General features: G+C 35.9%; 27 protein-coding genes and 1 pseudogene. 3 read left to right on the forward strand and 25 right to left on the reverse strand.

From position 1 onward, the window contains the following. Positions 1-131 precede the first annotated feature (131 nt). From ACX5JI_RS11275 to ACX5JI_RS11350, 16 genes are all read right to left on the reverse strand, one after another. Entirely contained in the window at positions 132-680 is a 549-nt protein-coding gene (locus ACX5JI_RS11275; RefSeq protein ID WP_459501136.1) for a MarR family winged helix-turn-helix transcriptional regulator, read from the reverse strand. Between the two features lie 267 nt (positions 681-947). Beyond that, positions 948-1,148 (reverse strand): 4-oxalocrotonate tautomerase, encoded by a 201-nt coding sequence (locus ACX5JI_RS11280; protein ID WP_459501137.1) that lies wholly within the window; start codon positions 1,146-1,148, stop codon positions 948-950. Between the two features lie 15 nt (positions 1,149-1,163). Beyond that, entirely contained in the window at positions 1,164-1,952 is a 789-nt protein-coding gene (locus ACX5JI_RS11285) for a 2-keto-4-pentenoate hydratase (protein ID WP_459501138.1), read from the reverse strand. A gap of 2 nt (positions 1,953-1,954) precedes the next feature. Beyond that, complete coding sequence (gene dmpG / locus ACX5JI_RS11290; protein WP_459501139.1) at positions 1,955-2,980, reverse strand: 4-hydroxy-2-oxovalerate aldolase; 1,026 nt, start codon at positions 2,978-2,980, stop codon at positions 1,955-1,957. After that, positions 2,967-3,866: an acetaldehyde dehydrogenase (acetylating) gene (locus ACX5JI_RS11295; protein WP_459501140.1), complete on the reverse strand. Its 900-nt coding sequence runs from the start codon at positions 3,864-3,866 to the stop codon at positions 2,967-2,969. The genes dmpG and ACX5JI_RS11295 overlap by 14 nt, the downstream gene beginning before the upstream one ends. A gap of 32 nt (positions 3,867-3,898) precedes the next feature. After that, a complete protein-coding gene (locus ACX5JI_RS11300) occupies positions 3,899-4,678 on the reverse strand; it encodes a 2-keto-4-pentenoate hydratase (RefSeq protein WP_459501141.1) in 780 nt (259 codons plus the stop codon). Between the two features lie 76 nt (positions 4,679-4,754). After that, positions 4,755-6,224 carry an aldehyde dehydrogenase gene (locus ACX5JI_RS11305; protein WP_459501142.1) on the reverse strand — a complete coding sequence of 490 codons (1,470 nt, stop codon included), beginning with the start codon at positions 6,222-6,224 and terminating at the stop codon, positions 4,755-4,757. Positions 6,225-6,235: 11 nt separating this feature from the next. Further along, positions 6,236-6,694 carry a RidA family protein gene (locus tag ACX5JI_RS11310; RefSeq protein ID WP_459501143.1) on the reverse strand — a complete coding sequence of 153 codons (459 nt, stop codon included), beginning with the start codon at positions 6,692-6,694 and terminating at the stop codon, positions 6,236-6,238. Further along, positions 6,666-7,709: an amidohydrolase family protein gene (locus ACX5JI_RS11315; protein ID WP_459501144.1), complete on the reverse strand. Its 1,044-nt coding sequence runs from the start codon at positions 7,707-7,709 to the stop codon at positions 6,666-6,668. Before ACX5JI_RS11315 ends, ACX5JI_RS11310 begins: the two co-directional genes overlap by 29 nt. After that, on the reverse strand, positions 7,694-8,233 hold the full coding sequence (gene nbaC, locus ACX5JI_RS11320) for a 3-hydroxyanthranilate 3,4-dioxygenase (protein ID WP_459501145.1): 540 nt from the start codon (positions 8,231-8,233) through the stop codon (positions 7,694-7,696). The genes ACX5JI_RS11315 and nbaC overlap by 16 nt, the downstream gene beginning before the upstream one ends. Positions 8,234-8,252: 19 nt before the next feature. After that, positions 8,253-8,801, reverse strand: a complete 549-nt coding sequence (locus ACX5JI_RS11325) for an FAD synthetase (protein ID WP_459501146.1) — start codon at positions 8,799-8,801, stop codon at positions 8,253-8,255. 19 nt (positions 8,802-8,820) lie between these two features. Beyond that, complete coding sequence (locus ACX5JI_RS11330; RefSeq protein WP_459501147.1) at positions 8,821-9,567, reverse strand: IclR family transcriptional regulator; 747 nt, start codon at positions 9,565-9,567, stop codon at positions 8,821-8,823. Between the two features lie 152 nt (positions 9,568-9,719). Continuing rightward, positions 9,720-11,192: a 4-hydroxyphenylacetate 3-hydroxylase family protein gene (locus tag ACX5JI_RS11335; protein WP_459501148.1), complete on the reverse strand. Its 1,473-nt coding sequence runs from the start codon at positions 11,190-11,192 to the stop codon at positions 9,720-9,722. Between the two features lie 198 nt (positions 11,193-11,390). Beyond that, the gene (spoIIP, locus tag ACX5JI_RS11340) at positions 11,391-12,542 is read right to left on the reverse strand and encodes a stage II sporulation protein P (protein WP_459501149.1); all 1,152 of its coding nucleotides are present in this window, start codon (positions 12,540-12,542) and stop codon (positions 11,391-11,393) included. A 105-nt stretch (positions 12,543-12,647) separates the two neighbouring features. Further along, positions 12,648-13,616: an SPFH domain-containing protein gene (locus ACX5JI_RS11345; RefSeq protein ID WP_459501150.1), complete on the reverse strand. Its 969-nt coding sequence runs from the start codon at positions 13,614-13,616 to the stop codon at positions 12,648-12,650. Between the two features lie 2 nt (positions 13,617-13,618). Continuing rightward, positions 13,619-14,047, reverse strand: coding sequence for an NfeD family protein (locus tag ACX5JI_RS11350; RefSeq protein ID WP_459501151.1), 429 nt, complete (start codon positions 14,045-14,047; stop codon positions 13,619-13,621). Positions 14,048-14,326: 279 nt separating this feature from the next. On the opposite strand from ACX5JI_RS11350, the gene ACX5JI_RS11355 reads away from it, so the two are divergent. Next, positions 14,327-15,544: an MFS transporter gene (locus ACX5JI_RS11355; protein ID WP_459501152.1), complete on the forward strand. Its 1,218-nt coding sequence runs from the start codon at positions 14,327-14,329 to the stop codon at positions 15,542-15,544. Positions 15,545-15,833: 289 nt separating this feature from the next. Here the strand turns inward: ACX5JI_RS11355 and ACX5JI_RS11360 are convergent, their stop codons facing one another. The 5 genes from ACX5JI_RS11360 to spoIIP (ACX5JI_RS11380) all read right to left on the reverse strand — a co-directional run bounded on the left by ACX5JI_RS11360 (position 15,834) and on the right by spoIIP (ACX5JI_RS11380) (position 20,156). Then, complete coding sequence (locus ACX5JI_RS11360; protein WP_459501153.1) at positions 15,834-16,478, reverse strand: YczE/YyaS/YitT family protein; 645 nt, start codon at positions 16,476-16,478, stop codon at positions 15,834-15,836. A 578-nt stretch (positions 16,479-17,056) separates the two neighbouring features. Next, on the reverse strand, positions 17,057-17,521 hold the full coding sequence (locus ACX5JI_RS11365; RefSeq protein WP_459501154.1) for an NUDIX hydrolase: 465 nt from the start codon (positions 17,519-17,521) through the stop codon (positions 17,057-17,059). Between the two features lie 24 nt (positions 17,522-17,545). Further along, positions 17,546-18,286, reverse strand: coding sequence for a M15 family metallopeptidase (locus tag ACX5JI_RS11370; RefSeq protein ID WP_459501155.1), 741 nt, complete (start codon positions 18,284-18,286; stop codon positions 17,546-17,548). Between the two features lie 11 nt (positions 18,287-18,297). Then, the gene (locus ACX5JI_RS11375) at positions 18,298-18,795 is read right to left on the reverse strand and encodes a GNAT family N-acetyltransferase (RefSeq protein WP_459501156.1); all 498 of its coding nucleotides are present in this window, start codon (positions 18,793-18,795) and stop codon (positions 18,298-18,300) included. Between the two features lie 206 nt (positions 18,796-19,001). Continuing rightward, complete coding sequence (gene spoIIP, locus ACX5JI_RS11380; protein WP_459501157.1) at positions 19,002-20,156, reverse strand: stage II sporulation protein P; 1,155 nt, start codon at positions 20,154-20,156, stop codon at positions 19,002-19,004. Positions 20,157-20,245: 89 nt separating this feature from the next. Here spoIIP (ACX5JI_RS11380) and ACX5JI_RS11385 point away from each other — a divergent pair, with 89 nt between their 5' ends. Further along, positions 20,246-20,539, forward strand: a complete 294-nt coding sequence (locus ACX5JI_RS11385) for a hypothetical protein (protein ID WP_459501158.1) — start codon at positions 20,246-20,248, stop codon at positions 20,537-20,539. A gap of 240 nt (positions 20,540-20,779) precedes the next feature. Here the strand turns inward: ACX5JI_RS11385 and ACX5JI_RS11390 are convergent, their stop codons facing one another. The 4 genes and pseudogenes from ACX5JI_RS11390 to cbpA form a co-directional block, all read right to left on the reverse strand. Beyond that, positions 20,780-21,295, reverse strand: a complete 516-nt coding sequence (locus ACX5JI_RS11390; protein WP_459501159.1) for a DUF1572 family protein — start codon at positions 21,293-21,295, stop codon at positions 20,780-20,782. Between the two features lie 107 nt (positions 21,296-21,402). After that, positions 21,403-21,555 (reverse strand): annotated as a pseudogene (locus tag ACX5JI_RS11395) (tRNA-binding protein); the annotation flags it as partial. A gap of 67 nt (positions 21,556-21,622) precedes the next feature. Next, positions 21,623-22,960 carry a branched-chain amino acid transport system II carrier protein BrnQ4 gene (gene brnQ4 / locus ACX5JI_RS11400; RefSeq protein ID WP_459501160.1) on the reverse strand — a complete coding sequence of 446 codons (1,338 nt, stop codon included), beginning with the start codon at positions 22,958-22,960 and terminating at the stop codon, positions 21,623-21,625. 365 nt (positions 22,961-23,325) lie between these two features. Next, positions 23,326-23,973 (reverse strand): cyclic di-AMP binding protein CbpA, encoded by a 648-nt coding sequence (gene cbpA, locus ACX5JI_RS11405; RefSeq protein ID WP_459501161.1) that lies wholly within the window; start codon positions 23,971-23,973, stop codon positions 23,326-23,328. A gap of 291 nt (positions 23,974-24,264) precedes the next feature. On the opposite strand from cbpA, the gene ACX5JI_RS11410 reads away from it, so the two are divergent. Further along, complete coding sequence (locus ACX5JI_RS11410; protein ID WP_459501162.1) at positions 24,265-25,152, forward strand: hypothetical protein; 888 nt, start codon at positions 24,265-24,267, stop codon at positions 25,150-25,152. The last annotated feature ends 140 nt before the right edge of the window (positions 25,153-25,292 follow it).

A 25,292-nucleotide genomic window follows, 5' to 3' on the forward strand; every position in this document is an offset into this window, starting at 1 on the left:
AACTCTTTCATTGAAAATACAATATTGATTTAATTATTTCATCACCTCCTTTCATTTTGTTAGCTACACATATAATTAGTTAAACTAACTATATGTCCAAATAAATAAGTTGATTTTTATCATCAACTTATTTACCTACCTTCTCCCACTTTCGATTGCATACTTATTTGCATCTTATTTAATAATTTTTCTAGTATTTGACGTTCTTCTTGATTAAAATCATCCACTAATGTTGCACAAGAAGACCAGAAAGTTGGTAAAGAAAGAAAAACAAGTTCTCTTCCTTTTGGCGTAATCTTCACCTTTAATCTTCTACGATCTTCAGAATGATGGTACCTTACAATTAACGCTCGTTTTTCCATCCAGTCTAATAATCCAGTGACTGAAGCGCGCGTAATCCCTAAGCGATTTGCAATATCTGAAGGACTCATACTAGTAGCTTCTTCCTCATTCATTTCAATTTCACGTAGAATAAATAGCAATAAAAAATCTAATTTACTTTCAGAAATTCCCAGTGGCGCTAAATCCATATCAATTGCATCTAAGACATTATCAGATATCCAAAGCATCAGTAAACCAAGTTTCGCTGCTATTGGATCCGTGTCTACTGATGCTGTCTTTTTTATCAACTCTGCATAGGGCTCTATTCCTAAGGGAATATCATCATTTTTTGAAATCATCGTTCCTAGTTTCCCCTTTTCTATTGTTTTTCTCCTTTATGCACTCTCTCTTCAAAGTGATTAGTTTGACTAACTACTTTTTATTATACTCCTTTTTTCCATTTTATTGCAAGAGCATTCCGATAAAAATGTTTGATCATTTAGAATATTCATCCGAACTAGATAAGTCAATTTTACAAACAAAAAAACCCTGTTATGTATAACAGAGTTTTCCCAACACTCTAAGCAATTCTTATTTTTAATAAGAATTGCTTCTACTCGAAAATATTATTTTTCTGCCACACGACCTTTTACCTTTCCTCCACCCCCCCAACGTGAACCCGGAATCTCATTTACGAGTACGCGTACACGTTCCGCATCGACATCTAAACTTTTTGCAACTGCATCTGTAACATTTGAAATAAGATTTTGAATTTGCTCTTGTTTCCTACCTTCAATCACTTGAATTTGTATAATTGGCATATCCATCTCTCGCTTTACTCTTTATTCACAAAACATTGAAACGCTACCTAAACCTTCAAATTGCGCAATAATAGCGTCACCAGCTTGAAAAGCAACTGCTTCAGATAATGCTCCGCTTAGTACAATATCCCCTTTTTTCAACCCTTCATTTTGTAATCCAAGCTTATTTACCGCCCAGGCAATCGCAGTTGCTGGATGTCCAAGTACAGCTGCTCCTGTTCCCGTTGTCGCTGTTTTACCGTTTTTCGACATAACCATTCCAACATTAGCTAAGTCTATTTCCTGAGCATTAACCCATTTGCTGCCTAATAGAAATTTTGAAGATGAACAATTATCTGCAATTACATCAGGTAATGTAAACTTAAAATTCAAATAACGGCTATCAATAATTTCTAAAGCTGGTGTAACATATTTTGTTGCCTTTAATACATCATCCGCTGTAACATTAGTGCCTTGTAAATCCTCTCCCATTAAAAAAGCAATCTCCGGTTCTACTTTTGGATGAATCAATGTTTCATACCGGACTGGTTCCCATTCAAACGCTAACATATCACATAATAAGTAACCATAAATTGCTTCATCAATTCCCATCATTTGCTGTTTCGCTTTACTCGTTAATCCAAGTTTTACACCAACTCGTTTAGATCCTTCTTTTATCTTTTGTTCGATTAACCGTTTTTGCAATATGTAAGCATCTTCCACTGTTAAATCGGGATGCTGATCCGTTACCTTTACTACTTCTTTTCGCTTTCTCTCAGCCTGAAGTAAATATTCAATAATCTCTGAATCTGCTCCTTTAACTAAAGCCATTTTTACACCCCCGTTTTTATCTTCGCTAATTCAGCTGCAACATCTAAAATCATATCTTCCTGTCCACCAACTACTTTTCGTCTGCCAAGTTCTATTAAAATATCACGAGCGTCTACATTAAATCTATGAGCAGCTCTCTCAGCATGTAGTAAAAAGCTTGAATAGACACCAGCATACCCCATGACAAGACTACCTTTTTGAATTTCTTGTGGCCCTGGTAGCAATGGAGCAACAATATCTTCTGCTAGATCCATCATTTTATATAAATCTACATCTAACTTATATCCCATACGATCTAGTACAGCTAACAATACCTCTGTTTGCGCATTCCCAGCTCCGGCTCCAAGGCAGCGGACACTTCCATCAATACGAGTTGCCCCTTCTTCAATTGCAGTGATCGTATTTGCTACTGCAACAGAAAGGTTATTATGACCATGAAAGCCAATTTCGATATTTAAAGATTGACGTAATGCCTGAATTCGCTCCCGCACTTCATGTGGTAATAAAGCCCCAGCTGAATCTGTTACATAGACAGCTTGTGCCCCGTAGCTTTCCATAAGCTTTGCTTGTTCTACTAATTTCTCAACAGGTGCCGAATGTGCCATCATTAAAAATCCACACACTTCCATACCTAACTCTCGCGCAAAATGAATATGCTGCGCCGAAACATCCGCCTCTGTTACATGCGTTGCTACGCGAACAAGTTTCGCCCCAATGCCCTTTGCTTGTTTTAATTCATGGATCGTACCAATACCTGGAATAAGTAAAACAGCTACTTTTGCCTCTTTGCATTCTTCTACTGCCATTTCAATAAGTTTCATTTCCTCTACTAACGACTTACCATATTGCAGTGTAGAACCACCTAACCCATCCCCATGACTAACTTCAATATAGTGCATACCAGCTTCATCCAGCGACCTAGTTACAGCACGAACTTGTTCTTCTGTAAATTGATGCCTCATTACATGACTGCCATCACGTAAACAAACTTCAGTTATTTTAATTGGCATATCACTATTTCGTTTCATTCATCACACCTCGCTTCCGCTCTCTAATTATTCGGGATGCAAATCTTTCACCAACTTTTAATGCTGCAGCTGTCATAATATCTAAATTCCCAGCATAAGGAGGAAAGTAATCCCCAGCTCCTTCCACCTCTAAAAATACAGTCACACGATTCCCATCAAACATTGGTTCTTGTTTTAAAGCATACCCTGGAACATATGACCTAACTACTTCAACGATCTTATAAATTGCCTGTCTTATGGATAATTCATCCATATGTTTGACTTCACAATATACTGTATCTCTCATTAGGATAGGCGGATCGGCAGGGTTTAATATAATAAGCGCTTTTCCACAATCTGCTCCTCCAACTTCTTCAATCCCCCGCCTTGTTGTAATTGTAAATTCATCAATATTTGCCCGTGTACCTGGACCGGCACTTAAACTAGAAATTGTCGCAACTATTTCTGCATATGCAACGTCCGCCACTTCATTAATAGCATGAACAATTGGAATTGTTGCTTGCCCACCACATGTAATCATATTGACATTCCACGCTTCTACATGATTATCATCTTGCACTGCTGGACAAACAAATGTGCCACATGCTGCTGGTGTCAAATCGATTACTAGTTTTCCTAACTCTCTTAAAACTTCTGCATGATGCATATGAGCTTTAGCTGAAGTCGCATCAAATATAATATCCGCTATGCTAGGATTCTCGATGATTGCTTGTATACCATTATCAAAAATCGCATATCCTTCTTCCTTCGCTCGCTTTAATCCGTCTGATTCAGCATCTATGCCAATCATAGTAGTCATTTCAATGACTTCACTTTCTCTTAATTTATACATTAAATCTGTACCAATATTTCCAGAACCTATAATCGCAGCTTTCACTTTCTTCACATATACCCCCTCCTTTTCACACAACTACCAGACTAGACAAATTTAATTGAAACCGAACCAAGAGAACCAAAATTAGCCTGAATTACATCATTACATTGAACTGCAACAGCACTAGATAGCGCACCTGGTAAAATTAATTCACCAGCCTTTAAATAAATATGAAATTCACTAAGCTTATTCGCTAACCAAGCAACAGCTTGTGCAGGATGTCCTAATGCCGCCGCACCTGCACCAGTAGCAATTAAACTATTATTTTTATAAAGCGTCATTCCGGCCGTACGCAAATCTACTTCAGATATATGAGAAAACTTATTACCAACAATCACTTTCGCAGATGAACCATTATCTGCGACTGTATCAGCAAGCTTAATCTTCCAATCCGCAATACGACTATCGATGATTTCAAGTGTTGGTACAATATATTTCGTTGCCATTAACACGTCTACATATGTAATATTAGGACCACTTAAATCCTCCGCTAAAACAAATCCAATTTCTGCTTCTACTTTTGGAGATACAAATGAATCTACTGAAATAGTACTCCCACTTTCTACTTTCATATCATCTAATAAATGTCCGTAATCCGGCTCATCTACTCCAAGCATTTGCTGCATTGCCGTGCTAGTAAGTCCAACCTTTTTCCCGATCACTTTACGTCCTTGCTTTAGCTTTTGCCCCACTACTTCGAGCTGAATATTATATGAATCTGAAACTGATAAATTTGGATACCTTTCTGTAAAAGGAGAAATTGGTCTACACATTTGTTCTGCCCGCAATAGTTCATCTGCTAATTCCTTTATTGACACCTGCATTTATCTCACCTCATTTTTAGAATCTTTATTTCTACCCCATCAGTGGAAGTACCATTCCACTGATGAATGTTTCACTTTATAATTTCATCGTAACTGTCTTTGCTTCTGTATAAAACTCAAAGCTATGGCGTCCACCTTCTCGGCCAATACCACTTGCCTTAGAACCACCGAATGGGGTACGTAAATCTCGTACATACCAACAATTAATCCACAACAATCCTGCATCAACTTGCGAAACAACTCGCTGCGCTCTTCGAAGATCATTGGTCCAAACAACTCCTGCTAAACCATAAATCGAATCATTTGCAATACGAATCGCATCTTCCTCTGTTTTAAATGGTATAACAACTAAAACCGGACCAAAAATCTCTTCTTGAGCTACGCGCATACGATTATCAACATCATATAGTACAGTCGGTTCATAGAAATTTCCTTGCGCTAAACTTTCGATTCTTTTTCCGCCGTGAGCTACTTTTGCTCCCTCTGAAAGACCTATTTGTACGTATTGATCAACTGTTTCTAAATGTGATTGTGAAACCAGTGCTCCCATATCTGTATCTTCACCAAGGGGATCCCCCACTTTTATCTTTTTCACCGCTGTTACAAACTTCTCTAAAAACTGTTCATATACGCTTTCTTGTACGAGTAATCTTGAACCTGCTAAACAAATCTCTCCTTGATTCCGGTAAATTGCTTCAATTGACCCTTGTACCGCTTCATCTAAGTCAGCATCTTCGAAGACAATATTTGCTGATTTCCCTCCTAATTCTAACGAAACTGGTATTAAATTTTCTGCGGCATTCCGCATAATTGTTTTTCCTGTATTACTTTCCCCAACAAATGAAATACGTCTTACAGAGGGATGCGTCGTCATTTTCGTTCCTACCGTACTTCCTGGTCCTGTAATAATATTGAGTACACCTGGAGGTAGCCCAGCCTCATTCGCAATTTCACCAAGCATAACTGCACTTAGCGGCGTGTAAGACGCTGGTTTTACAATTACTGTATTACCAGCAGCTAGTGCAGCTGACACCTTCCATGTCATCTGCATAAATGGTAAATTCCAAGGAATAATTAAGCTTGTTACTCCTGCTGGTGCATATTTCGCATACGACATAAAATTATGTTTATCATAATGTTCATGCACCATATACTTTGCCATCTCAGCAAAGAAACGAAAGTTTTGAGCAGAACGCGGAATATCAAAGCCGCGGCTTTCTTTTATTGGTTTTCCGACATCAAGTGTCTCTATATACGCTAATTCATCTACCTTTTCCATAATCAAATCTGACATTTTACATAAAATAGCTGAGCGTTCTTCCACAGGCATTTTACTCCAGATGCCACTTATAAACGTTCTTTGTGCCACGTCTATCGCACGCTTAGCATCCTCTTCATTTGCTTGTGCGACAGAGGCAAGTTTCCTATTTGTCGATGGATTCAATGTATCGAATGTTTCACCGGACATCGTATCGACATATTGGCCATCAATAAATAACTTCGCATCTTTTATTTTTATTTTTTCAGCTAATAGTTCTTTATTCATATGTTTGCCTCCTACTCTTCAATTTCTAAAACCATCTCGATTTCAATTGTTGTATTATTCGGCAATTGCGCCATTCCAACAGCTGAACGAGCATGTTTTCCCTTTTCCCCAAAAACATCTACTAATAAATCAGATGCTCCGTTCATCACTTTTGGTTGATGAATAAAATCTTCTGTACTGTTTACAAAACCAAGTAACTTCACAACTCGTTTCACCTTGTTTAAATCACCTAGTTCATTTTTCACGACACTTAATAAGTTCAACATTGACTGTCTTGCTGCTTTATATCCATCTTCTATCGATACATCTTTACCTAATTTCCCGTGGTACTGGTCAACACCTTGGCCAGCAGTAAACAATACATTACCGACCCGTACACACCCAACGTAATTTCCAACCGCCGGACGAATAGCTGGTAGCGTGAGTCCCATTTCATGTAATTTACTTTCTGGTGTTTGTACTTTCTGCATATGCTACACCTCTTTTTTTCATATCGATATTTAAGAAGCCCGCTGCATTTCCTCCAAGCAGTGCTTCTTTTTGTACCTCTGATAACGCAATCGTCTCGTCAATCACTTTACCTGGCTGAATTTCCCGTAATAAAAACGGATAATCCGATCCCATAAAAATCTTCTCATGTCCAAATCGTTCAATCATATATTTAAGATTAATTGGATCATAGTTTAAAGAATCGAAATAAAATTTCTTTGCGTAATGGCTCGGAGGGTATGTAGTCAATCTAAGATGTGGCCAAACCTGCCATCCTTGATCTAATCGCGGCAAAATATAGGGAAACGAACCACCGCCATGAGCAAAACAAATCTTTAAATCCGGAAATTTCTCCATCATGCCGCTCCAAATAAGGGTAGCCGCTGCAAGAGCCGTTTCACTCGGCATCCCAATGGTATACATAAAATTATGATGCGGCATTCTATCTCGCCCTAACGTTTCCCACGGGTGAATAAAAATTGGAACTTGCCATTTTTCAGCCATTTGGAAAAACTCAATAAATGAAGGATCATCTAAATTTTTCCCATTTACATTCGTCCCAATTTCAATGCCATGTAACTTTAATTCCGTTATGCATCGCTTCATCTCACGCACTGCCGTTTCTCCATCTTGCATTGGCACTGTTCCTAATCCAAGGAAACGATCTGGATATGCCGAGACTGTTTCGGCAATAAAATCATTTTGAATACGCGCCATTGCTTCAGCATTTCCTGGTTTTGCCCAATAAGAAAAAGTAACAGGAATTGGTGATAATACTTGTATATCCACACCTTCACGGTCCATATCTTCAATTCTTTTCTCCGGACACCATACTTGATCTGTCACATCGCGAAAGTTTTTCCCTCCAACCATAATGGCTGCACCACATGTACAAGTTCGATTTAATATCGGCCACCTGCCACCACCAAACTGCTCCTCAAAATTTGGAAATGTTTCAGGAATAATATGTGTATGAAAATCTATTCGCACTTCCATTCCTCCACTTCTTCTGGCATAATATAACCACAATTTTTACATGCACGAATTTCCTTATTTGAATTGAAGCTATGAATTGCTTCTTTCACTTGTTTTTCAATATCATTTAATTGAACTCGTACACGATGCATTTCCTGATTACATTCGTCACAGAACCAAACAAAATCCTCAAGTTCTCCTTGATTACGCTTCCTCTCAATTACTAATCCATATGTGTCTGCAACGCGGTGCGGTGAATGTGGTACCATAGCTGGCAACATAAACACGTCACCTTCTTTCACCGTAACGACTTCACGTTTTCCTTCTTCTGTAATACATTCCACATAACATTCACCCTTTATTTGATAAAAGAATTCATCTGAAGGATCCACGTGGAAATCACGCCTTCTATTTGGCCCCCCTAAAATCATGGCAATAAACTCTGAATCTTGCCAAATCACCTTGTTATTTACCGGTGGTTTCAACAATTCCTTATTTTCATCAATCCATTTTAGTAAATTAAAAGATTGTAATGTTTTTGACATGTTTTTTCCTCCTTATAATTCATATTGTTTTCATAGGCCACCCTAATAAGGAATGGGACCTCTGCAATTCTCCCTGAAATACATAATTCCGAATCCTCGTTGAAGAAATTCGTTCCCCATCTTCACAACACACTTCTTCAACAATAGAAACATCAAAATATCTCTTCAATAGCTCTATACCACCCTCTCGATCTTTTCCAAATCGAAAGTCTTCTCCTACATAAATTTTAGCTGGGCACAACCTTTGTAACTCTTGAATAAAGTGACTAGCCGTTCTCTTTACATACAATTCATCAAAACGAATAACAATTACATGTTCAACACCAAGATCTTGAAATCGATTTAATTTCTCATCGATTGATGTTATTACTTGGGCTCCTTGAAAATAAGCACGTGGTGGCGGATCAAATGTATACACGACATTTGTAATCTCCATTTCTTTAGATTTCTTCACTGCATTTCTAATAACAGTTTGATGCCCTTTATGAACACCATCAAAAGCTCCAATCGAAACAATCGATTTTATTAATTTAGGTACACAATGATCATGTATATAAATGATTTTCACCTCTCTTTTTTAATCGATGTCAAATATCTAAATAACCAAATTCTTTTGAAATTAAATTTGCAGTATGCATCACACTTCGAATCATTACTTGGCGATTGCTTCCTTGCATATACGTGATTGGACCGACAATATTAAGAGCAGCAATCGTTCTCCCTGTATAAGAACGGATAGGAGCTGCAATGCCATATAAACCATGTTCATTTTCGTTATCACTTATGGAATAACCTTGCTTACGAATTGTCTGTAACTCCTTTTGAAATTTTTTCATACAAGTAATCGTATTTGGTGCTCTGGGCAAAAGCCCATGTTCTGAAGCGTATTCTAAAGTCGAAGGATTAAATGAAAGAAGTACTTTCCCTGTACTTGTACAATATGCAGGCTTTCTAGATCCAACATGAGTTGAAATTTGAACTGAATCCTTTGATGAAACTTTCAAAATAAATACAACATCCCCACGGTCAAACATACCGATATGCACTGTTCCGTTAAATTTCTTCACCAGTTCCTCTACAATTGGAATTGCCCCGCTATAAATTTCTTGTTGAAACATCACTTGATTTCCCCACTCTAACAATTTCCAACCTAATCGATATTTTCTTTGTTCATCTCGGATGAGCATCCCTTCTTCACATAATGTACGAACAAGATGGTGAACTGTACTCGGATTCATATTTAATTTCGCTGCAATTTCAGAGTTTCCTAATACCGGATTATCACTAGTAAAACAATTTAGAATCTTGCAAATTTTACTGATAGAAGCGATCAAAACAACCTACCTCCCCTATTCCAGTTACATATTTTCAAGTTCATATATAGCTAAACATATAAGCAGATTTACATCCTAACAGTAAAATTCTTGTTATCTATTTGCTGCTCCTTCCTTTTCCACTAAAAATTGTAAGCGCGATCATTTTATAATTAACTTAATGCACTTTCAGACGAACTTGTGTGCAAAGCATGATTCACAAGAGAGAGCGATTGTTGTTTTTTATACGCAGTATAAAACATTCCCATTTTACGAACTGGATCGCCAGAATAATAACGCTCATATTGTAATAAACGTTGTCCAAACGCTTCACCACATAAATCCCAAGCGAGTTTAAATAAGCGCACACGTTCCTCTGAAGATACCCCTTCACGCCCAATATAATATTTATGCATATCGTCTTGAATCTCTGGATTCATAAAATCGGCACCAGTTGGCGACATAAGAAGCCCACCAGCACCAATGGTTTGAACAATTTCAATTGCTCGTGGATACATTCTTGGTAATAAACTACGTATTGTATCAAGTGGTAATCTTGCTGGAACAGCTTCACCGTATGCATTCGTTTCATATTCATATTCCGCTACTTGTAAGAGAGCACGAATTGTTTCTACATCTTGCATAAGTTCCGCTAACTGATTTTGTACGTTTAAGAACCCATCTACTCCAATTGAATCTGCTAGCTTTATAGCTACTTCTGCTGCAAAAGAAAGTTTCACTAGACCTCTTACTCCTGATTGATGTGCAGGCTGATGCCCAATTCCCGTTTTCGGATACAGTTGATTTCCCGCTTCCACACTTTGATAGATAAAGACTTTGTCCCACGGAATAAACACATTATGAAAAACAAGAAGTGCATCCATTTCTTCAAACCTTGAAGCCAGTGGATGGTCAAATAAAGAACGTTTACCATCTTGCATTGGCTCGCGACAAAGAATCCGTAACCCTGGTGCATCAATTGGAACTGCAAAAGAAATCGCATGCCGTTCATCACCTGGTTTAAAACTTGGATAGGAATAAATAATTACTTCGTCTGTAATCGGTGCAAGTGTCGCTAGCATTTTCGCACCACTTACATACATTCCTTCCTCTGTTTCTTGCACCACACCTAAATGCAGCGTCGCATCTTCTTGCTGGTGAGAAGCTTTACTCCGATCATTTTGCGGGTTAATAATTGCATGCGTTAAAAACAAATCTTGATCACGTATATGTCGATAATAATTTTTTATATTTTTTCCCCATTCAGGATCAAATTTTTCAAAGAACCAAGAGTTACTTGCCATTGAAGTGACCGTAACATTTAAAAAATCCGGCGTTCTTCCCATTAAACCAAACGTCGCCCTTGCCCACACCTCAAATAATTCACGGCGCGCTTTTAAATCCTCATAATTTTTTGGCACTAAAAATGCATTTGATACCCGTTCTCCCGTTTCTTCACATATGTGAGTAATCTTGTCCTGATGCTCTGGATTATGCTGCATATCATATAGATTTGCAATTTGTAAAATGGGTTCCCGAAAAACATCTTCATTTACAACATCTGTTACCCTTCTTCCACCAATCCAAATTTCAGGATTTCTAGCCTTTAATCCTTCAATATACTGAGCCCCTGTTCGAATCGCCATGTTTCCCCCTCCAATATATACATTTTGAAGCTTACTATAAAAATAAGTTTAGAAATTCTGCCCTCTTTTAATTAGCAGAATTTTTAATCATTATAAACCAATCTCACCCCGAAACTACTGCTTTATTTCACATTATGAAATTCTAGTAAAAAATTTTGAGGGCATGTAAAAAAGGAACAGTTCCCTGCTCCTTTCACATCATCCATTCACTTTCTCTGCATCCCAATAATATTTACTAAAAGCCTCTGACAAAACATCAATTGTGTTATACAGCTCTTCTAACGTATTATCCACGCCACCAACTTCAATGAGCATGGCATTTTTTGATAAATCTTGATTATAAACACCATTGCCATCTTTTTTATATTTCGGGAAAATCCCTCTACTTAACCCGTAATAGTTGTCATCTAAATATGAATTTATCGCTCTTGCAATCTTCTCATTTTGAGAATGCCCTTTATTTTCCATCCCGATAATGAAATATAGTCTCGCATAAGATTTTCCATTAATCACTTTTGTCGTAACATTCTTTCGCTGATCATCTCTGTGAATATCAATTGGAAACATAATTTTATCATTTTGTGCTAACGCTTCTTTCACATATCCATGAGATGCAGTATATGCTTGATACCATTTGAATTTCTTATTTGCTAACAAATCTCCCATGTTTGTTTTATCATGTAGAGCCGGTATTCCCTGACCTTCCAGTTGCTCTTTTAAACGCTCTCCCAATAGCGAGACATTTACATCAGGACTTGATGGATTCTCCGCTCCAGGTAACAATGGATAGAACGACTCCCAGCTATGGGTATGATAAATATAGACCGCATTTTCACCTTTTACATTACTTCTATTTTTTTGTACAGGATTCTTTTTGTCTGCTTCTGTCACTTTCTCCTTCGCTATTTCCCTTTCTTTCGTTATTTCTTCAATTGGAACACTAGATTCGTTGGGAATATTCGTATAATCTGTCCCTTCTCCAGCTACGATAATATTAGAATAGTACTTTGACATCCCTGGTACTTCTTTACCAACAAACGTCCTTAAATCTTGTATTTTCAGATCCGTCGCAATAGAAAACAATACACTCCCTATTGATTCTCGTTTATTCGTTTTAAAATAATCCGATGCAAAGTAGCGGTTTTCGCTCTCAAACATTTGCACAAAACCTTGCATCGAAACGTTACCAAACCACTGACTCGCATAATAAGATTTCATTGTATGTAAAAGTGAAGTCACAATGGACGCCGCTACTATCACAATAAATGCATATGATACGATGAAGAATACCAATTTCCTACCATGTATATGAGTTGCATACTTTTTCAATGTATCACCCTCTTTATACATGGATATGTACAAGCTTTATACAATATACATTTTAATCAAGCTCACTATAATCTTATCTCCCAAAAATAAAAAAGAGAAATGGATACCCACTTCTCTTTCTCACTGTTATTGTTCCTTCGGTATATCCGAAGAAGAAATTTTCTTCGCTTGTTTTTCTTTAAAAATTTCCCCGATTGCACCAAGTGTGCCCAGTGTTTCAATTGCATTAGATGGGATGAAGACTTTATTTGCTGGTCCTTTTGCCACTTCAGCTAAGGATTCAAATGATTTATAAGCGAGAACACGTTCATCTAAATCTGCTGCACGTAATAATTCAATACGGTTTTGTTCCGCTTTCGCAATTGTTTCGATCGCTCTTGCTTCCCCTTGTGCTTCTAGTTCTTTCGCTTCTCTTATACCTTCCGCTTCGCGAATGCGCGCTTCTTTATCCCCTTCAGCCATCAAGATTTTACTTTGTTTTTCCCCTTCAGCACGGAGAACTTTATCTTGTTTAGCCGCTTCTGCTTCTAGAATAATTGCACGCTTATTACGCTCTGCTTTCATTTGTTTTTCCATTGATGCTTGCACGTCTTTTGGTGGATTAATATCAACAACTTCCACACGTTCAATACGAACGCCCCATTTTTCTGTTGCTTCATCAAGCGCTAAACGAATTTCCATTGAAATTTTCTCACGGCCTGATAATGTTTCATCAAGCTCCATTTTACCAATGATTTGGCGCATTGTTGCAGACGTAATGTTACGTACACCATATTCATAGTTAGAAATACCATATGTCGCAAGTTCCGGTTCAACGATTTGATAGAAAATAATTGTGTCAATTTCGACTTGTACGTTATCTTTCGTAATCACTTTTTGCGGTGGTACATTTGTTTGTTGAATACGCAAATCATGATATACACGAACGCGATCTACAATTGGAATTAAAATGTTTAATCCAGGATGCATGATGCGTTGAAATTTACCAAACCTTTCAACAACTGCCACCTTTTGCTGCGAAATGATTTTAATTGTTAGCGCCACAAATACAACAACAATTAATGCAAAAATAATTGTTAACGTTAATGCTACCATTTTTATTCACTCTCCCTTTTCACATATAAAACAGTGCTGCTTCTCTTTATAACAATTATTTTTTCTCCAACTGAAATAGGAACATCCGAAATAGCAGTCCAAGTATCTCCATCCACTTTCACAATTCCATTTTCTTCACTTGTAATCGCTTGCATGACAATCCCCTTTTTATTCGCAAGTTTATCGACAGTATCGGTGAATCCTTTGGCCTCTCGAAAATTTTTAGAGATTCGTTTCGTAAAGAAAGTTAATGTTAAACTCACAATTGCCCCTACAACAACTTGTAAAAATAGCGCTTCTGGAGCAAATAGCGCAATAAGACCTCCGACAACTGCCCCAATTCCAAGCCACAGCATGTAAAAAGTAATGGATAACATTTCTGCAATAAATAAAATACCAGCTATGATAAACCAAACTATCCATCCAGCCATATGCACCCCTCACTTTCTTTTTTTACTTTCTATATGTATATGAAAAAAAGAATTGTTTATCACGTCCCCCTAATTAAGGTGAGACATTTCAGCGGAAGATACTATACATATTCACTGTTACAATAAGCATTATTAAAATGTTATATTAATATATTCTTTATTATACATGAAAATTCCTGTATAAAAGTTACAAAAAATAAAACTCTTTCAAAAATTCTCTTTTCAAATTATGATGAATACAATCAAAAATTAATTATAATCTAAGCGGAGGTACTAATATTGCATCGACAATCATTGTCCTTTTACTGGTTTTCCAAAATGTGCATCACTCTCGCTGATGTTATGTATGTAATGATTCTTACTACTCAAATTTATATAACGACCGAATCTGCTACCATTACTGCTCTTTTTCCATTATTAGGAGTCATTGCTAGTTTTATTGCAAGTACATCTGCACCACTTTTAATGAACCGTTTCCGATCGTATTCCTTACTTTTCACATTACAAGGGATTAAAAATTTCCTTTTGATTCTTTTAACCATGCTATTCCCTTTGTTATCATCTAACATCACTGCCCTTCTTACTTTTATTATTCTCATTTCATTATGCGGAGGCTGGAGTTCTCCTTTATTATACGCTGTTATACCACTTTTAACGTCACAGGAAAAGCTAGTAAGAGTAAATAGTGTCTTTTCCTTTTCAACACAAATTGTTCAGGCAGCTGCTTATTCGTTCACCAGTGTAGTCGTCCTTTTTATCGGTGCAACTTCTTCACTCATGATAAACAACATATTAATGATTTTTGGATGTATTACATTATACATTTCATTACGTACTATACAAGTTGAACAAACAACAGAAAAGTCAGCTTCTACATCTGCTACTTTAATAGAGGGTTGGAAACTATTATTCCAACATCCGTCTCTCCGCACCGTGACCTATATGGATTTAATCGAAACATTTGCTGGAACGATTTGGATTGGTGGTATTACGATGGCATATGTTACAACCGCTCTGCATAAAGGCGAAGAATGGTGGGGCTATATTAATACAAGTTACTATATCGGAACATTAATTGGTGGGGTATTAGCGTGGCGAATGAGTACATATATTCAAAATAACTTGATCCGATCAATGGCAATTGGATCACTTCTATTTAGTGTGTTCACTTTTTTATATGGCTTAACAAGCAACGGCTTTATTGCGCTGTTTCTTTGTGTTTTAATGGGACCTTCCTATCAAATTCGGGATATTTCCCAAACAACCGTTTTCCAATCAAGCGTACCACCAACTCTATTACCGAAAATATACACAGCTCATGGCACACTTACTTCGGTTGCTTCAGGTCTCTCTATGCTAAGTGTCGGTCTTATTACCGATATGTTCGGTGTCCGGACAATATATATTATTGCTGCTTTTCTCATTTTATGTTCTGCTTGTTTATCTTTTATTTTGTTAAAACATACGAAGCAGCAAGAAAGAGATATTTCTCTTTAATATAGGAAACTTTACATTGCAAAAAGGATAGGATGCCCTATCCTTTTTGCAATGTATTTACGATAAATTTGAGCGTCAAATATTCCTCACCTATCAGTTGTAAATAGCCCATGAGATAATCTTCTTACACCCTACATGTGGAGGTTTTTTCAAAAAAACCAGCTTATAAAGAAAGAATGGGAAGCTTACATCCAAGACTTTAAAGAAAGTGGATTATCAAAAGAGTCTGTTTTGATGATACTGCCTTCAAAATAGACTCTTATATTTTTGTAAAAGAAGTTTTATATATTTATAAATTTGCACTAACTTTGTCTTTCTTTTTCCCCTCTAAAGTATATAAAAATGTTTGAAACATCTTGAATGATTGCTGAAATATTGGACTCTGGATAAAAGTGTATAAGAATGTCACAATAAAAACGGGACCGCCTAGACTATAACCAATTACTAATACAATGCTTTCCACAATAATTCTAGCCCGGCTTACAGATAATCCTGTTTTATCAGAAATGGCCAGCATGAATCCATCCCTTGGTCCTGCACCAATTCCGGCAGCAACATACATACCGCCGCCAATACCTGTAATTATAATTCCAGAAAGTAAAATAAGAAGATTTATCCACAAATAATGTGTGGCATGAGGAAGAATATCCAACCTTAAGAAAAAATCCATAATAGGGCCGATTAGCAATGCGTTTAAGAATGTTCCTATGTTTATATATCTCGGATCTACTACTAAGGAAACAAGAACAAGAAATAAGCCGCATATAACACTCCATGTACCAATGGTCCATCCAAATCGCTGATAGAGCGCCATATTCAAAACTTCCCATGGATGCAGGCCAAGAAATTTAACCTTTACTGCAATGGCATTACCGAGTCCAAAGAACGTTAATCCTAAGAAAAAAAGAAAATACCGAAAAAGTGTTAGCCCCATTTTTAATCCCCCTAATATAATGTATCATTACGTATATTACATGCAAAAATCCAGTTATACAAATGTTTTGTATTTCGTTATGAAAACAAATAAAATTTAGCTTTTATACTTTCAACCAAGAGAGCGTACACGCGTTTTAATGGGGATGAAATACTAAAACATAATGAAAAAAATGACATAGTTACAGTCAAAAAATTTAAAATATCTCGTCAGGAGGATTATAAGGGGTATGGAAAAAGCACTCATATGAGTGCCTTTCTTTAGTTTACCATTTGTTTTTCAGTATTATTGCAACATGATGAAAAACAAATATAGAGAGAATTTATAAGACGATAATATTAGATTGATTCATTCTAAAAAGAATCAATCTAATATTATTTTGTTGAAATTGTCCCTTTCTCTTTGAACGTCCAAGTCCGGTTTAAGTAGGAGAGAATTTTAAATAATAGTTAGCTAAATCAGTTTTATCAATAGTGTAATTAAAATCACCTGTCTCATCACCGTAAACTGTTACTTCAAACTCATCAATAAGCTCATCAACTTCCCATTGTTCACGATAGACTTTTACAGTTACTTTTTTAGTCTATAAATAAACTTTCTACTTCACACATCTCTTCTAATAAATGAACAAACTCACCTTGATTCCCTGTTAATGCAGGACACTTTTTGATATCGACCCACTCGTAACAAAATACTAAACCTCGATCCTCATCTCCGGCACTTACTGTATGTTCCCATGCATCCTTTACATCTGTTAACAATGAAATATGAAAAAAGTGGCGTTTTTGATATTCCTGTTTTTCTTTCACATGGATCATACAATCATCAATGAACCGTTCTATACATACATGACGTAAACCCGACTCTTCTAGTACTTCACGCAGTACTGCTTCTTCTAATTTTTCTCCGTCGTCAACTGTGCCACCTGGGACTTGTACCCCCGCTTCTGGCATATCACGATGAGTAAAAACAAGCAACTGCATAACTCCTTCTTTCTCCCTTGTAATGTATGCATATACTTTTTTCTTATATAACATTGTCATTTGAGCCGTCTCCCCTCAATTTGATTACTTCATCGCTTCCTCTAAGGTAAGTTGATTTTCATACAAATATGTCGCTTGTGGATTCCCTACATATCGTACATGCCAAGGTTCATAGCGATAACCAGTAATAGACTCTTTCTCTTTTGTATACCGAATGACAAAGCCAAATTTATGCGCATTTTCAGCTAACCATTTCCCTTCTTTTGTATCACCAAAAATGGATTCTAATTGGAATTTAGCTGATTGTGACGTAATATCCATTGCAAGTCCCGTTTGATGTTCACTCGTTCCTGGTACTGCACTCGACATCGCTGTTTTCGCTTCCCCATCTTGAATCTTATACATTGTATTCAATGCTTTTTGCCGGTCAAAAGATCTGAAGCCTGAGACTGCAAAGAGAAAAATCTGTTCTCGCTCACCTTGCTCGAACATTTTTTCAAGTGCCAGCGCTGCTTCTTTCCTCATCTTCTTTTTCTCTTGATCGCCTTCGCTCGAATAGCGCACTTTTGGAATAACTAAATCTTGCGGTTTATAACGATCTGGTAGCCGCCTGTTTTTATTTACAAGTACAAGTACGGAATCTGGGTTATTCACAACCGCAAGATCTTCTTCCATTTTTGCAATCGTTTCTTGCGCCTGTGGAAATGTAACGCTGCGATTCACCTCTTGTGCTTGTTTTTCATTGTACATTTTATAATTCATACTTGCCACTCCAATAATCATTGCAACTACTACGACACTCAGTAGTGTCCATCTCTTTTTCATAAAACGACCTCTTATTTTAATAATTTGGCCATATAATACTCGTCAATATTTTTCCCATCAACGATAAGAGAAGCTTTTTTTATACCTTCTTGTTTAAATCCTACTTTTTTATATAATGCTTGCGCTCGCGTATTATGGGCCATTACTGTTAATTCTAAACGCCATACATCATGTAATCTTGCCCATTTTTCTATTTCTTTAAACAAGATGGTTCCAATTCCTTTCCCGCTATATTCTTGTAAAATACCAATTACAATTGTTGCGACATGTTTTTTCCTTTGCACATCACTACCGTTAGCTAAAATAAAACCTACCACTTGTTCTTCATGAGTAGCTACAAATATTGTAGAAGTATGATTATCTATGAAACGTTGAATCATCTTCGCTTGCTGCTCCACTGCTAGATCTCGTTCTCCTGGTTCCAATAACATAAAAGAAGTTTCTACATCTAATTGTTTTCCTAATTGTAAAAATGCTGCTGCGTCCTCTATTTGAATTTCTCTTATCATCTCTATCATCCTATCGATTTTATAATGTGAGAAGCTTTATCTATAAAGAGAACTTCGCTATTTTTTTATGAAATACCTTTCTATTTTTCATAGGAGAAATAGACAAATTTCGATATTAATAATGCAGGTGAGTTTTTATTTATAAAAAGAACTTGGTTCTTATTTTTCTTTTTTGGAACAAAAAAACGTAAGCACATTGCTTACGTTCACCCATTCACCTTTTCTGCTTGCCAAAAATATTCACTAAATGCCTTCGCTAATATATCAACGGATCGATTTAATTCTTCAGATGTATTATCTACACCTCCTACTTCAATTAAAATCGCTTGCCCTGATAAATCCTGATTATAAACACCATTCCCTGTTTGAAAACCCTTTTGTATAACCCCTCGACTTACTCCTGGATATTTTTTATTAATCGCTTCATGTAGTGCAGTTGCTAGTTGTAAGTTTTTTGTGTAATTTTTATTTCCTTTTCCAATGACAAAAGCAAGCTTCGCATACGCTTTATCTTCAATCACTTTTGTTGTGACATTTTTACGAGCACTATCTCGGTGTAAATCAAAAAAGTATTGAAGTTCTTTATTGCCTGCCATCGCCTCCTGTACAATTTCCCGAGACATTTTGTAAGAACTCGTATCATTTAACCCTCTACTAATCAGTCTTTTTCCGACATCTGTTTTATCAAGAGCTGCTCCTATACCTTCACTTTCTAATTGCTCACGGAATCTATCTCCGAAAATAGAAATATTCGTCACAGAACTTGTCGCTTTATTCGGATTTGGATCATTTGTAGAATTTAATAACGGCAAATAAGACTCCCAGCTATGCGTATGATAAATAAAGGCTACTTGTCTTTCCCCTGTAGTTTGAGCGGGTTGTTTCTTCTCTTTATTCGGATCCGTCTTCGGAACCTGACCCGCTTCTCCTGTACGCTCTTTCACCACTTCTTCAAGCGGCACGCTCGACTCAATAGGCAAATTAGAATAATTCGTCCCTTCACCAGCAATGACAATTTCTGTATCATATTTTCCGAATCCTGGAAGTTCCTTTCCGACGAAACTGCGCACATCATCAAATCTAATATTTGTCGCCGTCGAAAAAAGAAAAGATGAAATGGAAAACTCTTGATTTAAATTCCGATATTCTTGTGTAAAATAATGATTTTCTTTTCCAATCACATACATATAGCCGTTCATTGATAGCTCATTCAACCAATTATATAAATATGCTGACTTTGTTTCTTTTAATGAAGTCACCATCATACTAATAAGAAAAAAAATTGCTAACATCATAATGACAACAAATAAAATAAGTTTTCGTACACTTGTTACATTTACATAGAAAAAGCCTCGATTCATAACATCACCCTCTCCATTCCAACTTATGTACAAGCTATCGAGAATAGACCGCCTAAATTCCGGCTATATTATCTTAGAGGTGAAGTGAATTGAAGCTACTTATAGGTATCATTCCTATTGTTTTATCATGTGTTTTTTTATTACTTGCAGCACACCCTAAAATTCGTATTTTTTTAGATATTTGTGCCTATCTTTCATTATATATACTAGGTATACAAATTGCTTTTAACATATACGATGTTGTACTGCACGGCTTAGTATTTATGACAACCATTCACGGTATCTTATTGAACCCAATATTTCTCATTACCGGGGCCTATGTCGGGGTATATTCTTTATATCTTCTTACTTATAAACTAGTAACTAACTTAAGAAGAACATAATACATCAATCCAAATTAAAAAACTAACATCAAACCATTCTTTTCAGATGGATGAGAACACCCGGCTATGGATAGAAGCGGTCAGTGCCTTTTTTGTGAAAACAGAAGGAGAAAATGAGTGAATGTCTCTGTCTGTTCTTCATAACCATAATATATCTGTTAGAAAATCAAATTGGATGTATATATTTATTTTTTAGTTCCCATTCTATATCGTTTTATTTCTTCTTATTTATATGGAACGTCACTTTTGAAGATAACCATTAGACTGTCCTCTAGGAATACTTAAACATTCCCATTCTTTTTCCTTCAGCAATTTTCCAACATAAATAATCTGTCCGATATGTGATGCATAATGAGCGATCTGCCTGTCAATCGCTTGCATAACACGATGCGCTTCCCCCCGAATATGAACGATTTTTAACAGATCTTGCGGAGTTAATGATTGCAGCGCTTGAAAAACATATCCCCAGCCGTCCCTCCATGCTACTAACACTTCTTCTTTTGAAGCATAACCGCCTTCAAATTCACCATCACGATTCCGGTCTAACTTTTCACCATCTGTCGTTAAAAAATCCGTCCATCTTGAACGCATATTTCCATATAAATGTTTAATTATAATGGCAATACTGTTTGCTTCTTCATGAGGTATCCAACTAATTTGTTCATATGATAACTGTGAAAGTGTCCGTTCTCCTTGATTTTGAATCGATTTAAAGTTGGAAATTGCACTTTCTAAATAAACCTTTCCAAGCTCCACTTCTCATCCCTCCTAGCCTAACTAATAGATGTTCCATTTTGGACTTCTATATCAAGTTGTATCGACCACTCCCACGGCTAAAGCACGTGGGCTTTCCCGCTCACAAATTCTGTAATTTGAGCACTGGATTGTTTCATACCAAGTTCACCAAAATCGATTTCTAGCTTAATTGCAGGTACACGCACTTCCTTAAATTCCACTGCTGTTATTATCGTTCCAATACGTAAATCTAATTGTAAAAAATACTCAAATGTAGCCATTTCATTCTCCCTCCCACATTATCCTTTAGACAAAACATGAAGATTCCCTCTAAAAAAAGAAAGATGCCTAAGCACCTTTCTTTTGCAACTCACTTGATTCGTTTGGTCTATGTAGAAAATACCCGATAATTCCGCCAATACATGATGGTAGTAACCAACCAATTCCTTCCTTATATAAGGGAAGCATTTGCAGGACATTTGTTATTGCATCAAACTTAATATTCGCACTTTCTAAGCCGTTAAATAAACTAATAACTAGTGCACCTAAAATAGCACCAATATATATTGTATTTCGCTGTCCAATCCATTTATGGAAATAAGACAGTACAATTAATACAATCGCAACAGGATAAATAATCATTAATACTGGTAATGTTACAGCAATAAGTTGTGTTAATCCTAAGTTTGATACAACTAAACTGAACACACATACCAATGTTACAATCATTTTATGTGATACTTTTGGGAATAAGTTTGTAAAGAACTCTGCACATGCTGATGCCAGTCCAACTGAAGTTGTTAAACAAGCGAGTGTAATAACAAGACCCAATAATATTTTGCCACTTGTTCCATATAACTCATTTACAACCTTCGTTAAAATAAGACCTCCATTATCAGAAACGCCAAGTGATGTACTTGTCGAACCAAGATAAGCAAGTGATAAATAAATTAATGTTAAACCTAATACAGCAATAATTCCGGATACAATTGTTATTTTTGCAATTTGTCCGCTCTCTTTTATCCCTTTTGAACGAATAACTTGTACAACAACGATGCCAAATACAAGTGCACTAATGGCATCCATCGTTAAGTATCCTTGAATAAATCCACCAAAAAACGCATTCTCTTTATATGCTTCTATAGGTGCAGCGGGTGCCCCGATTGGATTAATAATTGCTTTCCCAACAATTACAGCAACAATTAATACCAATAACGGTGTAAGAAACTTTCCAAACCAATCAATTAATTTTGATGGGTTTAACGATAAATACCATGTAATACCAAAAAAAACTGCTGTGTAGAGAAATAACATGTACCATTCTGATACATACGCTTCCGTTAAGAATGGTTTCATTCCCATTTCAAAAGAAACGGCCCCTGTCCGCGGGATTGCAAAGAATGGCCCAATTGCTAAATAACTAACCAATGGGAAAATAAACGCAAATATAGGATGTACTCTAGAGGATAGCGCTTTCAAGTCTCCTTCTACAAAAGCGACCGCAGTTACAGCTAATAGAGGAAGTCCGACTCCTGTTACAAGGAATCCAATTGTGGCAATCCAAACATTTTCTCCAGCTTGTTGTCCTAATACCGGTGGGAAAATTAAATTGCCTGCCCCTAAAAATAATGCAAACAACATTAAACCAATTGCTATCGTATCTCCTGTCCTCAATCGTCCTTTCATCTCTCTTTTGCATAGCATGTTCTTTATTGTCTTTATCGTTTCACAATATGCTACGCATCCTCCTCTCTACTCATGTTGATTATATATGCCTCTAAAAGCAATGTCTTTCTCCACTTTTTCTTACTCTGATTATTTTTTGATTTTTTTGAATATTTAAATCATCAGAGTATTATACCGTGGAGTAAAACTCGTCAGACTTCTTTGCTTTCGTCACAAATATAGTAACACATTTAGTTGAAAAATAGAAATATATTTTTTATACATAATTTTCGGGAAAACATTAAAAATAAATAGGCATTTTTTATTTTAAAATAATATCAACTATAATGAAAAGCCATCTAATTCATACAGATGGCTTTCCAAGTTTACTCTACTGTCTCCACTTCACTTGAATTATTCATATCTTCTACATATACAACGCGAAATCCGTGATCTTCTAAATCCTTCAATAAAGTCTCTAACTCTTCTGTTTTAAATGCGGCACCCAACGTAAACATAATTCTACGTACTAATAATGCATCATTATCAAATGTCATTAAACTTTGGATACCGCTATATTTTTTCAAAACTGTAGATAGTTTCTGAATGGCTCCATTATAATCTTGTGTTCCCACCATAACAGAATACTTGCTAGAATGAACACCCCATGCATCCTCTAATAACTCAAATACCTTTTTGTGAGTTAAAATCCCAAGAAACGTCCCTTTCTCATCGATAACGGATAAATATGGTAGCTTTTTAATTGTAAAAAATACTTTAAAGAAAGAAGAGTCTTCTCTCACATAGCCATCTTTATTATTTAATAATTTTGATAAATCATCTTCCAATGAACCTTTATATTCTAAAATATCTACTTTATATACATTTCCTAAAAATTTTTCTTTCTTTTCATCTAAAACTGGTACACAGCGATAACCTGTTTTATTTAAATGCTCCAACGCTTCACCTATTGTAAATGAGATACGGCAATATAAAACATCTTTTTTTGGCACATAATTCCCTTTAACTCTCATAAAAATCCTCCTTATGTTAAAATACTTTCTGTGCCATAACTATATTATATTTTCAAAAAAAAATAAATATTTTATTTAATTTTTCTGAAAACTTTTCGCATTGTTGTCATTATTTGTTCATGAATGATTCACTTGTGGAGAGTCCTAGTAGATTATCATTCTGCATAAGTCGATATTCATCAAATAATATACCGTACCTATATATAAAGAAAAAGATATTGTAACTCATGCAAAAAAACGCTAAAATAAGAATAAGAATTTTCTGAATTTTCAAAGAGTAGGTGAAGTATTATGTCTTCATTATTTCGTTCTTACACATATCGCCTTTTAGCTGGGGGCGTACTTATTCTTATAATAAGCCCTATTCCCGCTATATTATTAACACATGAATCTTCTTATTTAAACGGTTTGCTTGAAATTTTTTATAGTTTCACTCATTTTCCATACATATCCATTCCAGCGATTGATTGGATACATGAATCTATTCTTTTCTCATCTCAACCTACTATAAATTCAACTACAACGTTACATGCTCAAGGACAATCTACACTTCTATTCCCTTATATGTGGGAAATATACTTTTTATCGATCGTTCGCTTTACATTTACGCTTGTACTTGGTTTTTCGATTAGCTTAGCGATCGGACGTTTATTTGTAAAAGTACCAAAGCAATTTAAAAAATATACTGTCGTATTGCGCTGGATTCCATACTCATTCGGTACCGCCTTATTACAATGTTCTATCGTTTTACTTTCTTTACACATCGCAAAGTACATAACAATTCCATTTCTTTCTTCTCTCATCATCATATGTAGTACATCAATGATTATCGTTATACAGGCAATAAAAAAATGGATTCCATTTTTAAATAAAACTGAAAAACATAATATGTATGACTCATCTTTTCTCATTCATACATTATTTATGGCAATCGTTTCAAATCATACATTCATTTTTAATTCCATTATTTTGTCATTCTTTTATATGGAATGTATTTTTCATACGAAAGGATTACTGCAATTTATTATTCAATTTGGAGGAAGTTCACCAACTGTGGTTACAACTGGACTGCTACTTCTTTATATTCCATACACCATCCTTTCCTTTCTGCAATCCGTATGGACAACGAACCAGTCGAAACATCAAACTTATGCCTTTTCCAAAATAAGGATTAAATAATTACAAACAATTCCCGCCTAAAAAAATGGAGGGTTAACCCTCTTTCATTCCGGGTAAAATACCAACAAACTCATAATTTTTTAGAAAAACATGCCAATATTTGTTCATTTCCTTTGACTATTATTTTCGTTTCGATTTAT

It is taken from the genome of Bacillus sp. C1, from assembly GCF_054570475.1.

Excerpts from the sequence above, each read along its gene's own strand:
- ACX5JI_RS11280 (WP_459501137.1), bottom strand. The coding sequence starts at position 1,148 with ATGGATATGCCAATTATACAAATTCAAGTGATTGAAGGTAGGAAACAA.
- ACX5JI_RS11370 (WP_459501155.1), bottom strand. The coding sequence starts at position 18,286 with ATGAAAAAGAGATGGACACTACTGAGTGTCGTAGTAGTTGCAATGATT.
- ACX5JI_RS11305 (WP_459501142.1), bottom strand. The coding sequence starts at position 6,224 with ATGAATAAAGAACTATTAGCTGAAAAAATAAAAATAAAAGATGCGAAG.
- ACX5JI_RS11285 (WP_459501138.1), bottom strand. The coding sequence starts at position 1,952 with ATGGCTTTAGTTAAAGGAGCAGATTCAGAGATTATTGAATATTTACTT.
- ACX5JI_RS11300 (WP_459501141.1), bottom strand. The coding sequence starts at position 4,678 with ATGCAGGTGTCAATAAAGGAATTAGCAGATGAACTATTGCGGGCAGAA.
- brnQ4 (WP_459501160.1), bottom strand. The coding sequence starts at position 22,960 with ATGAAAGGACGATTGAGGACAGGAGATACGATAGCAATTGGTTTAATG.
- ACX5JI_RS11335 (WP_459501148.1), bottom strand. The coding sequence starts at position 11,192 with ATGGCGATTCGAACAGGGGCTCAGTATATTGAAGGATTAAAGGCTAGA.
- spoIIP (WP_459501149.1), bottom strand. The coding sequence starts at position 12,542 with ATGTATAAAGAGGGTGATACATTGAAAAAGTATGCAACTCATATACAT.
- cbpA (WP_459501161.1), bottom strand. The coding sequence starts at position 23,973 with ATGAGAGTTAAAGGGAATTATGTGCCAAAAAAAGATGTTTTATATTGC.
- dmpG (WP_459501139.1), bottom strand. The coding sequence starts at position 2,980 with ATGAAACGAAATAGTGATATGCCAATTAAAATAACTGAAGTTTGTTTA.
- ACX5JI_RS11310 (WP_459501143.1), bottom strand. The coding sequence starts at position 6,694 with ATGCAGAAAGTACAAACACCAGAAAGTAAATTACATGAAATGGGACTC.
- ACX5JI_RS11360 (WP_459501153.1), bottom strand. The coding sequence starts at position 16,478 with ATGGGGCTAACACTTTTTCGGTATTTTCTTTTTTTCTTAGGATTAACG.
- ACX5JI_RS11375 (WP_459501156.1), bottom strand. The coding sequence starts at position 18,795 with ATGATAAGAGAAATTCAAATAGAGGACGCAGCAGCATTTTTACAATTA.
- spoIIP (WP_459501157.1), bottom strand. The coding sequence starts at position 20,156 with ATGAATCGAGGCTTTTTCTATGTAAATGTAACAAGTGTACGAAAACTT.
- ACX5JI_RS11345 (WP_459501150.1), bottom strand. The coding sequence starts at position 13,616 with ATGGTAGCATTAACGTTAACAATTATTTTTGCATTAATTGTTGTTGTA.
- ACX5JI_RS11275 (WP_459501136.1), bottom strand. The coding sequence starts at position 680 with ATGATTTCAAAAAATGATGATATTCCCTTAGGAATAGAGCCCTATGCA.
- ACX5JI_RS11410 (WP_459501162.1), top strand. The coding sequence starts at position 24,265 with ATGTCTTCATTATTTCGTTCTTACACATATCGCCTTTTAGCTGGGGGC.
- nbaC (WP_459501145.1), bottom strand. The coding sequence starts at position 8,233 with ATGTCAAAAACATTACAATCTTTTAATTTACTAAAATGGATTGATGAA.
- ACX5JI_RS11315 (WP_459501144.1), bottom strand. The coding sequence starts at position 7,709 with ATGGAAGTGCGAATAGATTTTCATACACATATTATTCCTGAAACATTT.
- ACX5JI_RS11365 (WP_459501154.1), bottom strand. The coding sequence starts at position 17,521 with ATGACAATGTTATATAAGAAAAAAGTATATGCATACATTACAAGGGAG.
- ACX5JI_RS11350 (WP_459501151.1), bottom strand. The coding sequence starts at position 14,047 with ATGGCTGGATGGATAGTTTGGTTTATCATAGCTGGTATTTTATTTATT.